General features: G+C 34.6%; 13 protein-coding genes. All 13 read left to right on the top strand.

The window, feature by feature from the left end; all coding sequences use genetic code 11:
• Positions 1-121: 121 nt before the first annotated feature.
• The 13 genes from K1X56_00705 to K1X56_00645 are packed head-to-tail and all read left to right on the top strand — an operon-like array spanning position 122 to position 13,905.
• A complete protein-coding gene (locus K1X56_00705) occupies positions 122-2,578 on the top strand; it encodes a polysaccharide biosynthesis tyrosine autokinase (protein MBX7093213.1) in 2,457 nt (818 codons plus the stop codon).
• The gene (locus K1X56_00700) at positions 2,568-3,422 is read left to right on the top strand and encodes an ABC transporter permease (GenBank protein MBX7093212.1); all 855 of its coding nucleotides are present in this window, start codon (positions 2,568-2,570) and stop codon (positions 3,420-3,422) included. Before K1X56_00705 ends, K1X56_00700 begins: the two co-directional genes overlap by 11 nt.
• Positions 3,422-4,696, top strand: a complete 1,275-nt coding sequence (locus K1X56_00695) for an ABC transporter ATP-binding protein (protein ID MBX7093211.1) — start codon at positions 3,422-3,424, stop codon at positions 4,694-4,696. Before K1X56_00700 ends, K1X56_00695 begins: the two co-directional genes overlap by 1 nt.
• Positions 4,693-5,772 (top strand): DegT/DnrJ/EryC1/StrS family aminotransferase, encoded by a 1,080-nt coding sequence (locus tag K1X56_00690; protein ID MBX7093210.1) that lies wholly within the window; start codon positions 4,693-4,695, stop codon positions 5,770-5,772. Before K1X56_00695 ends, K1X56_00690 begins: the two co-directional genes overlap by 4 nt.
• The gene (locus K1X56_00685; GenBank protein MBX7093209.1) at positions 5,769-6,470 is read left to right on the top strand and encodes a WbqC family protein; all 702 of its coding nucleotides are present in this window, start codon (positions 5,769-5,771) and stop codon (positions 6,468-6,470) included. Before K1X56_00690 ends, K1X56_00685 begins: the two co-directional genes overlap by 4 nt.
• Positions 6,463-7,119 carry an acetyltransferase gene (locus K1X56_00680; GenBank protein ID MBX7093208.1) on the top strand — a complete coding sequence of 219 codons (657 nt, stop codon included), beginning with the start codon at positions 6,463-6,465 and terminating at the stop codon, positions 7,117-7,119. Before K1X56_00685 ends, K1X56_00680 begins: the two co-directional genes overlap by 8 nt.
• A gap of 1 nt (position 7,120) precedes the next feature.
• Positions 7,121-8,068: a hypothetical protein gene (locus tag K1X56_00675; protein MBX7093207.1), complete on the top strand. Its 948-nt coding sequence runs from the start codon at positions 7,121-7,123 to the stop codon at positions 8,066-8,068.
• 2 nt (positions 8,069-8,070) lie between these two features.
• A complete protein-coding gene (locus tag K1X56_00670; protein ID MBX7093206.1) occupies positions 8,071-9,126 on the top strand; it encodes a hypothetical protein in 1,056 nt (351 codons plus the stop codon).
• Entirely contained in the window at positions 9,126-9,770 is a 645-nt protein-coding gene (locus tag K1X56_00665; protein ID MBX7093205.1) for a hypothetical protein, read from the top strand. Before K1X56_00670 ends, K1X56_00665 begins: the two co-directional genes overlap by 1 nt.
• A complete protein-coding gene (locus tag K1X56_00660; protein MBX7093204.1) occupies positions 9,767-10,729 on the top strand; it encodes a glycosyltransferase in 963 nt (320 codons plus the stop codon). Before K1X56_00665 ends, K1X56_00660 begins: the two co-directional genes overlap by 4 nt.
• Entirely contained in the window at positions 10,726-11,511 is a 786-nt protein-coding gene (locus K1X56_00655; protein MBX7093203.1) for a hypothetical protein, read from the top strand. The genes K1X56_00660 and K1X56_00655 overlap by 4 nt, the downstream gene beginning before the upstream one ends.
• Complete coding sequence (locus K1X56_00650) at positions 11,462-11,974, top strand: T9SS type A sorting domain-containing protein (protein ID MBX7093202.1); 513 nt, start codon at positions 11,462-11,464, stop codon at positions 11,972-11,974. The genes K1X56_00655 and K1X56_00650 overlap by 50 nt, the downstream gene beginning before the upstream one ends.
• Complete coding sequence (locus tag K1X56_00645) at positions 11,971-13,905, top strand: tail fiber domain-containing protein (protein ID MBX7093201.1); 1,935 nt, start codon at positions 11,971-11,973, stop codon at positions 13,903-13,905. Before K1X56_00650 ends, K1X56_00645 begins: the two co-directional genes overlap by 4 nt.

Raw genomic sequence — 13,905 nt, 5'->3', positions numbered from 1 at the left:
TACCATAAATCGGTGGTTTTATCGTGTAAAAACAGTATTTCCACTGATAATTCATCATTTTTTTCAATGGAGAATTCGTTTTTTTTGGGTTAATTTGTCATTCATCAATTTTCATCCTCTCGTGGCTAAAACCTTGAAAAACAATAATGCACTAATTGAAATGGAAGACCTGAGATTAATCCTCAGGATTCTGGTTAAAAATTGGTGGATTTTTATTGGACTCCCCTTAATGTTAGCCATTATAGGATATTTCTTTGCGCACCGAAAATCTGAACAATACGGAGCAAGCTGTCAGATTCTGCTTAAATCCGGAGAAACCTATGATTACCAAAATCCATTGTATAAAGGGCTTGGGTACTATGGTGTTTACAATGATATCAATAATCAAATGCGGATTCTGAAATCGAGAGATATCATTGGTAATGCACTTGATCGGTTAGATTTTAAAGTATCCTATTACATTGTTGGTCGAATTAAAACCACAGAGCTTTTTGGTGGAATGCCCTTCCACGTTAGGGACATCGATCTAATCAATGATGGATTATATGAGTTCCCTATTGATTTCAGAATAAACGACCTCAAAACGTTCACAGTAAGTTTTTCTAAAAATGGCGATGAGTTTGTTAAAACCTTTCCATTTAACGAAGAAATTATTGATGAAAACTTTAGAATGAGAGTGGTAACCAATGAGCTTCTCAATAAAAAAACGGTTGAGAAACTTAGCATGAATCATTACCAGTTTACCGTTCATAGCAGAGAAAATCTGATTCGTAAATTTTTGAATGGACTAAGCATCGAAAATGAAGAATACACTTCCATTTTAACCATCACAGTTCAGGATGAGGTTCCGGAACGCGCAAAAATGTTTTTAGATACACTTTCGGATGTTTATGTCAATTATTCCCTGAGGTCGGAAATGGAAATTAATGAACGTACCCGGTTGTATATAGAAAAGCAATTGGATGAGGTTACTTCAATTATGGATTCCATTGAAACAGAATTGGAATTATACCGAACGAAAAAAGCAATTATTGATCTTCCGAAGGAAAGTGAACAATATTTTCAGGAGTTGGTACGCTATGACGCAAAAAAGCGAGAACTGGAACTGAAAATTGAAAGTATTAATTCACTGGAGGATTACGTCTTTATGAACGATAATGAACGCTTATTGCCTCCATCGTTTTATATTTTGGATAAGGATAATTATTTAGAATCCACACTCAATGAGCTATATGATATTCAACTGAAGCGCATAGAACAAAAACACAGTGTTACAGAATCCAGTGAGATCATAAAGGCTGTTGACCGAAAAATGGAATTGCTGAAAAAGGATTTATTGATTTACATAAAGAATACCCGAAAAGCGATTGGTGAAAGCATGAATGATGTTCAAAAGCAAATCAACTATTACGAAGGCTTAATTAAGGCTATTCCGAAATCGGAGCGGGATATGATTGGCATTGAACGTAAGCTTCAAGTGAATGAGAAATTATATGTTTTTCTATTAGAAAAACGTGCATCCACTGTTATTGCCCGCGCGGGTATTATTCCTCAGGTTCGCCTGATTGAATCTGCACGGGTAGTGGGATTAATTAATCCCGGCCGAAAACAAAAGCAGGTTTTATATTTTCTTTTGATCGGATTGGTTTTAGCATCTATTGTAGCGTTTTTCAGGCATATTTTCTTCGAACGAATTGAAAATATCAGAGAGTTGTCGTCCCTTACAAGTTTAAATATTTTGGCAGGGATTCCATTTTCTGCAAATGTTTCCGACGATAAAATCATTATTAAAGAACAACCAAAATCTCAAATTACTGAATCGTTCAGAAGTCTCCGGACAACCTTACAGTATTATGGAGATTTTTCGAAACCTAAAGTGTTTTTGGTTTCCTCTTTACACCCCGGTGAAGGAAAAACATTTTGCTCTATTAACCTTTCATATATTCTCGCCAAGTCTGAAAAAAGAGTTTTGTTAATTGACTTTGACCTCCACAAGCCAAAGGTGCACAAGACGATGGGAATGGAGAACTCAAAAGGTACATCTACTTACCTGATCGGAAGAGATTCCATAGAAACCATTATCCATCATTCAGATGTGGATAATTTGGATATAATCACTGCAGGACCCGTTCCTCCAAATGCTTCAGAGCTGGTGGTGAAAAAATTGGTGGATGAACTGATTGAATTTGGTAAATCGAAATACGATGTTGTAGTTGTGGATACCCCACCAATTGGATTAATCAGCGATGCATTGTCATTAATACCGAAAGTGGATACTGCCATTATTGTAATGAATACCAAATACGCCACCAGAAATGCGGTGAAGTTTTTGGAAGAAATCCTATCCAAAGAAACACAAACTTCCGTAGGTCTGGTTCTGAACAGCATTAAGATGAAACGCATTCAGTATTATTACGCGAAATATGGTTATGGATACGGCTATGGCTACGGCTACGGCTATGGCTATGGTTACGGCTATGGTTATGGAAGTGGTTATGGAAGTGGTTATGGAGAGGACAATAAGAAGGAAAATGCTTCAGTGAAAAGGAAGAAGAAAAGAGACGGTAATGAAGGATAATACTAAAGACTGGGATGTTATCATAAAGTCTGACCGAAAGCTATGGCATTTTGGTTTCTCTGAACTTTGGAGGTATAGGGATTTAGTTTTTTTATTTGTAAGACGAGATTTTGTAGCGAATTATAAGCAAACTGTTCTTGGCCCACTTTGGCATATTATTCAGCCGCTTCTTACGACCTTAACGTTTACCATAATTTTTGGGAATATTGCGGGTTTAAGCACTGATGGGAGTCCAAAAATTTTATTTTATTTATCGGGTATCATTGCATGGAGTTATTTTTCCTTAGGACTTACAAAAACTTCTACAACATTTATTTCGAATGCTCATATTTTTAGCAAAGTATATTTCCCTCGATTAAGTGTTCCTATCTCTATTGTGATTTCTAATTTAATTTCATTTGGAATTCAACTGTTGACTTTTTTTGGGTTTTTACTTTATTTTATTTTGGTTGAAAATTATTCCTTTAATGGAAATATCACCATAATTTTTCTTCCATTACTGTTGATACTTATGGCGTTTTTAGCTCTTGGAGCTGGAATTCTTGTTTCTTCTTTAACAACAAAATATAGAGATATTTCATTTCTTGTAGGGTTTGGAGTTCAGTTAATGATGTATTTCAGTCCAGTAATCTTCCCACTTGATACGGTTGAAGGAAAATTGAAATATTTGCTTTTAGCGAATCCGATGACGCCCATTATTGAAGCATTTCGCTATAGTCTTTTGGGCACAGGTGAGTTTAATTGGCTTCATCTTTCCTATAGCTTGGTAATTACCTTAATTATGGTTTTGGGAGGCGTTATCATATTTAATAAGGTTGAACGTAGTTTTAATGATACTGTATAATGAATTCCAGGAAAACAGTCATTAAAGTAGAACATTTAACCAAGAGATATCGACTTGGAGTTTTCGGAAGTGGAACCTTACGTGAAGATATTAGCCAATTCATTTCGAAGCTTAAAGGAAAGGAAGCGGACTCTAACATTATTGGCCCCAGGTCAAATGAAAAAGGTGATTTTTGGGCATTGAGGGATATTAATTTTGAAGTTGTAGAAGGAGAAATATTAGGCATCATTGGTAAAAATGGAGCAGGAAAATCAACTTTATTAAAAATTTTGTCGCAAATCACCTCGCCAACGCAAGGTGAAATAAAATTAAAAGGTCGAGTTGCAAGTTTACTTGAGGTTGGCACAGGTTTTCATCCTGAACTAACAGGTAGAGAGAACATTTTCTTGAATGGGGCCATTTTAGGAATGACTAAGTCTGAAATTCGCTCTAAATTAGATGAAATTATTTCTTTTTCAGGTATTGAACACCATATCGATACTCCCGTAAAGAGATATTCTTCAGGAATGAAAGTTCGTTTAGGTTTTGCAGTCGCAGCACATTTAGAACCTGAGATACTTGTAATTGATGAAGTCCTGGCAGTAGGTGATGCTGATTTTCAAAAAAAATGTCTTGGTAAAATGAAAGACGTTTCACAAAGCGGACGTACAGTACTTTTTGTAAGCCATAATATGACTGCAGTTAGATCCTTGTGTACTCGTTGTGTTTTATTGGAAGAGGGAAAATTAATATTTGACGGAAGTCCTGATTCTGCAGTTTCAAAATATTTAGGAGGGGAAGTTGGGCAACGTAAATTTCATAGCTGGGAATTAAACAGCGCATTTGGCAATGAAAATTGTAAATTAATTTCCATTCAAGTTGTTAATTTTTCTAAAGAATCGGATGCCCCAATTTCAATGGATGACATGCTTGGAATTGAAATTTCCTATCATTTGTCTGACATTAAGGATCGCCATGATTTTACATTGCAATTTAAGGGCCCAGAAGGAGAGATTTTATTTGCAACAGGTACTGGTGGTTTAACAATAAATCAGGGAAACATTGGATACAATAAAGCAGTTTTGAAAGTGCCGGAAAATCTTTTTAATTCAGGCACAATCGAAGTAAATTTATTAATGGTCAAAAATAGAAGAGAAGTTATTACTTCATTAGACAGTATTTTGTCTTTTACAATAGTTGATGGTCAAAAAGAAGAAGGTCAATGGTTGGGGAAAGCAAAAGGATATTTTGCTCCTAAACTTGATTGGAAAATTGAAAATTCGTCAATAAGATGATAACTGTAACCAAAGCTTTTATTCCCGAAAGTGGAAAATTGCAAGTAAGATTATCTCAGGTTTGGAATTCGGGTCATCTTACAAATAATGGCCCCCAATTAAATGAATTGGAATCTCGATTGTCCTCCTATTTAAATGTTTCTGGATTGCAAATTGTCTCTAATGGCACAATTGCTATTCAAATTGCTATGCGTGCTTTGGGGATTGAAAATGGTGGAAAAGTTCTTACAACACCTTATTCCTATGTTGCTACTACAAATTCAATTTTATGGGAAAATTGTGTTCCTGTTTTCGTAGATATTAACACTACTGACTTCAATGTAGATGTTGATTTAATTGAAAAGTATATTGATAAGGATGTTAAAGGAATGTTGTTTACCCACGTTTATGGATTTCCTTGTGATGTTGAACGAATTGAACAGATTTCAAAAAAATATAATTTACCTGTAATTTATGATGCTGCTCACGCATTCGGAGTGAAGTTACAGGGCAAATCAATTTTGAATTTTGGCGCCATGAGTACGCTAAGTTTTCATGCTACAAAAATCTTTCACATGGTTGAAGGCGGGGCTATTATTACCTCAGATCTATCCAAAATGGAACAATTGTTTTTATTAAAGAGTTTTGGTCATAGAGGTGAGAATTACCATCAATTAGGGATCAATGGAAAAAACTCCGAAGTGCATTCAGCAGTTGGCCATTGTGTATTGGATAGTATTGATGAAATTTTGAAAGTTCGAAAAAAACAGTGGGAATTCTACCATGAATCATTTATTGAGGAAGGAACTGTTTATTCCCTTACCGTTTCTCCTGATGTTTCCTATAATTACTCCTATTTTCCTTTAGTTTTTACATCGGAAGAAATTGTTTTGAAGGTTATTAAAGAAATGAATAATGAAAATATTTTTCCTAGAAGATATTTTTATCCTTCATTGAACGAATTATCTTTTGTAAATGGGAATTCGTGTCCAATATCTGAAGATATTTCACGCAGAGTATTGTGTTTGCCTCTTTATCATGATTTAAATAGGGAAGATCAAATTAGAATCGTAAATCTTATTAAAACCAACCTATGAAGTTGGCGGTTATGCAACCTTATTTTTTCCCTTATTTAGGGTATTATCAGTTGTTAAATGCAACAGATCATTTTGTATTTCTGGATAATGTTAACTATATAAATAAAGGATGGATTAATCGGAATAATATTTTAGTTAACGGAAAGCCTTCATTATTTACCATTCCATTATCTAATGGAAGTCAAAATGAAATGATAAATAATGTGAAGGTTGCTAATGCGGATGCGTGGCGTACAAAGTTTCTAAAGACAATTGAAATGAATTATAAAAAGGCTCCATTTTATTCCAATACTCTTGATATTATTGATTCTTCCATCGATTTAAATGATCAACGGATTTCAACCTGGGCTGAAAAATCAATTATTAATGTTTCATCCTATTTAGGATTTCAAAAACAATTCTCAAGATCATCATCTTTATCGAATATTGACGTAAAAGGTGAAGAGCGAATTATATCCATCTGTCTTCACCATAATGCAGAAATGTATGTTAATCTGCCTGGTGGAAAACATCTCTATCATGCGGATAAATTTCAGGAAAACGGGATAGAACTTTGTTTTATTGATATGCAAAATTCAGAATATAGTCAAGGTAAATTTCCTTTCGTACCATATTTATCAATGATTGATGTTTTAATGTGGAATAATGTTGATTCAATAAAATTAATGCTGTCAAAATACAATCTTAATCATGGCTAAAGTTGTCATTTTTGGTGTTCTCGATACTGCAGAACTTGCCCATTACTATTTAACTCATGATTCAATTCATGAGGTAGTTGCTTTTACAGTAAATAAAGAATATTTAAAAGAGAAGCATTTTAAAGGACTTCCTGTTATTCCATTTGAAGAGCTTAACGATTTTTACCCTCCAAACGAATACGCATTATTCGCTCCGATGACTGCAAAAAAAATGAATACACTTCGTGAGAGTATTTATTTAAAAGGAAAAGAAATGGGCTATTCATTCGTCTCCTATATTAGTTCAAAAGCAACTGTTTGTAATAACGATATCGGCGAGAATTGCTTTATCCTGGAGGATAATACACTTCAGCCATTTACAAAAATCGGAAATAATGTTGTATTGTGGTCAGGGAATCACATTGGTCATCATGGCATAATTCGCGACCATGTTTTTTTTACTTCTCATGTTGTGCTTTCCGGACATTGTGATGTTGGATCTTATTCTTTTTTTGGAGTAAATGCAACAATTAGAGACTACACAAAAATTGGAGAAGGAACATTAGTAGCAATGTCAGCCAGTATTACAAAAGATACCGAACCTTGGGGGGTGTACATGGGTAGTCCTGCTAAACTAAAAGACGGTGTAAAAAGTATTGATGCTTATTAATATGAAATCTCAAGTCGAAATACGAAAATTAGGTTGGGTATTTAAACCAAAAGGTGATCAGGCTTGGTCAACTTCACATGCTCAGGTTCCCTTTGCAATGGATATGGGCAATGGAAAAATCAGAGTTTACTTTTCTACAAGAGATCAATTTGGCCAATCAGGTGTTTCTTTTGTTGAAGTAAGTTTTGAGGATCCGACCAAGGTAGATTATGTTCATAATGATTTATGTTTTAAGCACGGTGGAATTGGAATGTTTGATGAAACAGGTGCAATGCCTTCCTGGTTTATTAAGGACAACAATTCATTATTATTATATTATACAGGTTGGAATAAAAGTGAATCTGCTGCATATCGCCTGGCAATTGGATTAGCCGAAAGCTTGGATAATGGAATCACATTTAAAAGAAAGTTTACCGGACCAATTTTGGATAGAGGTCCCGCCGATCAGGTTTGGGTGGGTCAACCTTGTGTTATGAATGAAGATGGGAAGTGGAAAATGTGGTATTTATCTTGTTCTAAAGTAGAAATAATCTCAGGTAGGCCAGAACCTTTTTATAATGTAAGGTATGCAGAGTCAACTGACGGTGTAAATTGGATGCGTTTAGAAAAAACGTGTATTGATTTTGATTTAAACACTGATGCTATTGGTCGGCCTTGTGTTTGGCGATTTAATAGTAAATACTATATGTTACATTCAAATAGAAAGGCTGATGGTTACAGAGATAAGCCTGAATCTGGTTATAGGATTTGTTTATCAGTTTCGGATAATGGGATAGATTGGAATCAAGATGTAGACTTTAAAGTTCCTAAGGATACCCCATGGGAATCCATTATGAATGAATATACAAGTGTTTTGCCAACAAAGGAAAATGGAAAATTTTTGGTGTTTTATAATGGGGATGGTTTTGGAGGCGCCGGTTTTGGAGTAATGGAGTTAAAGTTTCATTGAGTATGAAAAAAGTAGTACATATTGGATATCCTAAAAATTTTTCAACCTCTTTACAACGGAATTTCTTTTCCTTGCACCCAGATGTGTTTCATCTTGGTATAGGTTTAGAAGATAATCTTGGTTACTTTGATGATGTTGTCGATACTATATTTGAATTGTATTTAAAAACGAGTAAAAATTTTCTTTTTGAACGAGAATTTCCACGATTAAAAGTACATATAGAAAAACTAATTCAAAAAGCAGAAAATTCGTCAAAAAAGGTGTTGTCCGTTTCAAGTGAACATCTTTCCTTTTCATTTACGTTTGATTCTATTGATTTCAATGAAAAGTTGAAAAGATTGAAAGCCTTGTTTGGTGAAGACCTGGGTTTTATCATGATCATAAGGAATCAATTTGAGGTTTTCAAATCTTTATACAGAGAATCTGTAAGGGTTGGTTACATTGGGAGTTTTGCTGAATACATATATTCGGTATATAAATATCAGGATCGTAGTTATTACTTCGATTTTTCATATGATTTGGTTTTTAAAGCAATTGAAAAGGAATTTGGAAAAGATTCGTGTTCTGTCTTTTTATTTGAAGATTACCGTAATGAAAAGTCAAAATCTATGATCATGTCCGAAAGTAAGGTTAAGCTGATTAATGATCTGTGTGATTCCATTGGTGTAGAATATCTGGAAGTTGATTTTGAACATTATAACGAAGCATTAACTGATAATGAGATCAGAATGAAGTCTCAATTGAATAAAAATGCTCGACATGATCTTGGTGAGCAATTATATGGTGCAGCTGAAAAACATAGATTGAAAAAATACTTAATTATTGATTTAAAGCTGGTAGAGGCTGAATCTATTTTGTATGAAGATGTAATTAAGAAACGATCATTAATTGCAGAAGCAAAGTCTGCAATGTCAAATTCAGAGAAAGTCAAATTAGATTATTATTGCAGCCCTGAAATAAGTGAAAAAATGAAAATTTATTTTGAAGCAGCAAATCATAATTTTCAAGAATTATCAGGAATACAACTTCCTTCTTCATATTTTAATTTGAATTTTTGATGTTTGTTTTCAGAAAAAATAAAATTTATAAGCAAAAGATTTTTGTAATTGGACTTGGTAAAACAGGTACAACATCAACTGAACTTGCCCTAAAGGAATTAGGATTTTTATTAGGAGATCAACGGAAAGGGGAGCTTCTTCTTGAGAATTGGGCGAAAAGAGAATTTTCTGATATACTTGATTTTTGCGATACTGCTGAAGCTTTTCAAGATGTCCCTTTTTGTTTACCTTATACGTTCATTCACCTTCATCATAAATATCCCAAAGCAAAATTTATTTTAACGCAAAGAGATAGTCCAGATGATTGGGCTGACAGTTTAATACGATTTCATTCAAAACTTTATTCAGACGGGAAACGCGTTCCAAATGCAGAGGATTTGAAAAATGGAACTTATATTTTTAAAGGCAGACCATATATTTCTAATAGATTACTTTATAGTACACCTGAAAATGATTTGTATAATCGTGAATATTTGGTAAACTATTACCTTTCTCATAATAACTGTGTTAGAGAATTTTTCAGACATATTCCAAATCAATTATTGGAAATAAATGTTGCAAAAAAAGAAGATTACCATCGTTTTTGTGAGTTTCTTGAAAGAACACCTGTTCGGGATGAATTTCCATGGGAGAATAAAACATGAAAATTAGTGTTTGTATCATAACCTATAACCATTTCGATTATATCGAAAGAGCAATTTCTTCCGTAATTGATCAAAAGCATGATTTTGAGATGGAGATTTTAATTGGTGATGATGGATCAACAGATGGAACCTCTATGATTTGTGAGAAATATGCTAAAATGTATCCTGATTTGATAACCCATTTTATTAGGGATAGATCAAGTGGGATAAATATTAATGGACGAAGAACCGGAAGAAAAAATTTTCTAGATCTTTTGCAATCCGCAAAAGGGGAATTTATCGCTTTACTTGAAGGTGATGATTATTGGAGTGATACAACTAAATTAAACCTTCAGGTAAAAGCATTGGAAAAATCTCCTTCTGCTTCATTTTCATTTCATCCGGTACAAATACTTAAAGGAGGGGAAATTTCTCAGGATTACCTTAATGAATTTACTCCCACTATTGTAGAACCATCTCTGATTGCGAAAGGAAATATAATCCGAACTTGCAGTGTTGTTTTTCGGAATAATTTTGAAAGAGAAATAAATAAAATTCTTTTTAGTGCACCTGTAGGCGATTATGCTTTACACTTAATCAATGCCTCATTTGGCCATGGAATATTTATTAATCGAAATATGGCAGTTTATCGAATTCATGAAGGTGGTATTTGGAGTAATTACAAATCTATTTCCAGGAATTTGGAATGGAATGATATGCTAAGTGAATTCTCTACTGTATTTGGTGAACCAATACGATCAAATCTACTGTATCAACAGGAAGAAATTTTAAATTCATTGATTTCATATTATAAGAAAGAAAATGAATTAGGTAAAGTGAAGGAATTTGAATTACAATTGGCCTCAGTAAAGACGTCTTGCATTTTGAAAAATATTTATTCAAAGAAGAAAAGGTCTAGTAATTTTTCCCGGAAGTCCATATTTCACAGGTTTATTTCAATTATTTCCAATAGAAAATGAACGCTGTTATTATTATACCAGTTTATAAATCTAATCCTAGTGATTTAGAGGAAAAATCTATTACTTCCATAACTTCTGTTTTGACAAAACGAAGAATTTTATTTGTCGCTCCTTTTGGGCTTGATATTAGCGCCTACAAAAAATTTCAATTACCATTCGAATTCTTCCATCCCTCTTTTTTTTCCTCGATTTCCGGCTATAATCGCCTTTTAATGTCGATAGAGTTTTTCAAGCGATTTTCGGACTATAGTCATATGTTGATTTGTCAAACCGATACCTGGGTTTTTCGGGATGAACTGGATAATTGGATGCAATTATCCTACGATTACATTGGCTCCCCCATTCAGGGAAAGGATGGGACATGGATGCCATATGGGGGCAACGGAGGTTTTTCTTTACGGAATATCGAAGCCTCCCTTAGGGTCTTAAAAAAATGGAGAATCATGGATTCCCCTAAAAATGTATGGAAGGAACATCAAAAATTCCATAATTGGTCAGGTCTTTTGCTCCGTTCACCAATTATATTAGCCAGAATGGCAGGGTATCGTAACAATTCACTAAATTTCGTGAAGGAATTCGGTAACAATGAAGATGTTTTCTGGTCGGTTTGGGCAGCCCAAATTTACAAGGGCTTTAGAGTGGCGCCATTTTCCGAAGAAATTGCATTCGGCTTTGATCGCTTTCCGCAAGAATTATTTGAAAAGAATCATCAACAATTGCCTTTTGGATGTCATGCCTGGGAAAAGAACTACGATAATTTTTGGAAAAATTTCATTCATTAGTTTTTTCTTTTTATTTCATTTTTATGGAATAAATGCGCAGTCTATTACTCCATATGTAATAAGCTCATCGGCAGGAGTAGCTTCCAACGCACAGATTGAATTAAATTCGAATCCCGGCGAATTAATTTCCAGTACACTTTCTTCTAATGGAATTACTTTTACTCAAGGATTTCTTCAACCTGAAATTTACACGGTTGGAATACCGGAATTGAACCCAATCAACTTATATGTTTTTCCAAATCCCTTTTCGGATTCATTTACCATGCGCATTGAAGGAAGTGATGAAGCTTTGGAAGTAAAATTGTATTCCTTGAGCGGACAAATTGTTTTTCAAAGCAAATTAAATACTGGGGTTAATTTGTACCAACCAGATTTACCGGCATTAAATTCAGGATACTATTTTCTGAATATTCTAGGTGTGAATAGTGGCAGGACCTATCAATTCAAACTCGTAAAGTTATGAAACGGCTGGCCCTTCTATTCTTTTTAGTTTTAAGCGCTTTGGTGGGATCGACCCAAACCAATAATGGTTTTTATTACCAGGCTGTAATGCGCGATATCAATGCATGGCCAATTTCGAATCATTCCGTCACCCTTCGTTTCAGTTTTTTTAATACCCTGGTTCCATCTTCTGTTTTTTGGCAAGAGGATCATTCATTGATTTCCGACTCTAAGGGATTACTTACAACGATTATCGGAACCGGTGTTTCCACCAATGCCGGAAGCGTATTATCCTTTGATCAAATTCCCTGGTTAGATGCTGAGATCAGCTTACACATCGATTTCGACACCAGTGGAACAGGCGTATTTCAATCACTTGGTGATGTAAGATTGTTCGCACAGCCCTATGCTTTGGAAACTGATACAGCGGTTGCATTGGACCAAAATCCAACACTGGAAGAACTTTCTGATGCTACTATTTTAAATGTTCAACAAGGAGATTTAATTTCCTATGATGGAATTGAATTTTATAATTCAATCGATCACACGAGTGATACTGTTTTGTTTGCATGGAATTCTTTATTAGCAAACCATGTAGATAGCTCGAATTTTGTTTGGGATTTTGTCATTGATACAGTTTCATATGCAGCTTTTTCTGATTCTGTTTTGTTTGCGTTAAATAGCGGAACAGCAGATTCAACCATACATACTGTTTTTGCAGATACTGCAAATTATGCCATTTATTATCCAAATCAACTTTGGGAATTGGATGGTAATCTTCAATGCAATCAAAATTACATTGGCACGAATGATTCTATTTCTTTTCTTGTTAAAACTAATAACAATTTGATTTGGTCGATAAATCCTGCTGGTGATTTTGTACAAGGTAGTGGAACCAGTATTCCGGGATATGCATTATATTCTAACCTGGGTTTTTTAATGAAAGGAAGTCCTGGTACAGGAACTCATCCATTTTCTCCTGGAGCTTCCATGGTATGGTCAGGTACGCGAAGTGCATTTAGAGCAGGAAAAGCAGATGCGATCCAATGGGATAGTTTAAATACAGGATTATATTCCATTGCTTTTGGCGAAAATAATATTTCAGGAGATTATTCTTTTTCCTCAGGCTCAGGAAATGATGCTTCGGGTGACAATGGTGTTTCCTTTGGAAGGGTGAACAAATCAACCGCAACAGGTATTGCAGGATCAGGAACTTCGTTTTCCATGGGTGATAGTTGCTTGGCCACAGGTATAAGAACGGTGTGCATAGGTCGGCATAACCGTTGCACGAATACAACCGGAGTAGCTATCGGACATAAGGCAAATGCTTTAGGAAATGTTACAACAGCACTTGGAGTTGCGATTACTGCACAAGGAAATTTTTCTTCCGCTTTAGGTTCAACGGTTAGTTCGGGAACAAGATTAGGTGGTTTTATCTGGGGTGATGGCAGTGCAGTGGTAAACACCGTTCCTTCTGCCAATTATATGTTTGTTACCCGTGCTGATGGTGGGTATGTTTTTTATACTGATCCATTAAATACAATGGGTGTTGTTTTGTTTCCCGGTTCAGGAAGTTGGTCAAGTATTAGTGACAGTACAAAAAAGCGAAATATTCAATTAGTTAATCCCGAAAGTGTATTGGTATTGGTGCGTTCCGTTCCTGTTTATTTTTGGAGTTATAAATCGCAAAAAGGTGTTAATCATATTGGACCATATGCTCAGGATTTTTACAAGGTATTTGGTTTAGGTGAAAATGAGTCTTCCATTGTATGTTCAGATATGGATGGCGTAATTCTGGTTTGTGCAAAAGGCATTAACAATAGAATAAATTCCTATTTAATCAAAGTTGAAACCGCTGATTTAAAAAACAGAACAACACAGTTAGAAACGGATCAATCTCTACAGGAAAAACGAATAAAAATTCTTGAAGAAAAGTTAAACACTAAGAAATAA

The organism is Flavobacteriales bacterium (assembly GCA_019694795.1).
In the GTDB taxonomy this organism is placed as follows: domain Bacteria; phylum Bacteroidota; class Bacteroidia; order Flavobacteriales_D; family UBA2798; genus UBA2798.
Note: the sequence above shows the minus strand (reverse complement) of the source record. Positions and strands in the feature narration are given on the sequence as shown.

What these genes read in the sequence shown, in the direction of transcription:
- K1X56_00700 (MBX7093212.1), top strand. Translation starts at nt 2,568, where the DNA reads ATGAAGGATAATACTAAAGACTGGGATGTTATCATAAAGTCTGACCGA.
- K1X56_00695 (MBX7093211.1), top strand. Translation starts at nt 3,422, where the DNA reads ATGAATTCCAGGAAAACAGTCATTAAAGTAGAACATTTAACCAAGAGA.
- K1X56_00690 (MBX7093210.1), top strand. Translation starts at nt 4,693, where the DNA reads ATGATAACTGTAACCAAAGCTTTTATTCCCGAAAGTGGAAAATTGCAA.
- K1X56_00685 (MBX7093209.1), top strand. Translation starts at nt 5,769, where the DNA reads ATGAAGTTGGCGGTTATGCAACCTTATTTTTTCCCTTATTTAGGGTAT.
- K1X56_00680 (MBX7093208.1), top strand. Translation starts at nt 6,463, where the DNA reads ATGGCTAAAGTTGTCATTTTTGGTGTTCTCGATACTGCAGAACTTGCC.
- K1X56_00675 (MBX7093207.1), top strand. Translation starts at nt 7,121, where the DNA reads ATGAAATCTCAAGTCGAAATACGAAAATTAGGTTGGGTATTTAAACCA.
- K1X56_00670 (MBX7093206.1), top strand. Translation starts at nt 8,071, where the DNA reads ATGAAAAAAGTAGTACATATTGGATATCCTAAAAATTTTTCAACCTCT.
- K1X56_00665 (MBX7093205.1), top strand. Translation starts at nt 9,126, where the DNA reads ATGTTTGTTTTCAGAAAAAATAAAATTTATAAGCAAAAGATTTTTGTA.
- K1X56_00660 (MBX7093204.1), top strand. Translation starts at nt 9,767, where the DNA reads ATGAAAATTAGTGTTTGTATCATAACCTATAACCATTTCGATTATATC.
- K1X56_00655 (MBX7093203.1), top strand. Translation starts at nt 10,726, where the DNA reads ATGAACGCTGTTATTATTATACCAGTTTATAAATCTAATCCTAGTGAT.
- K1X56_00650 (MBX7093202.1), top strand. Translation starts at nt 11,462, where the DNA reads ATGCCTGGGAAAAGAACTACGATAATTTTTGGAAAAATTTCATTCATT.
- K1X56_00645 (MBX7093201.1), top strand. Translation starts at nt 11,971, where the DNA reads ATGAAACGGCTGGCCCTTCTATTCTTTTTAGTTTTAAGCGCTTTGGTG.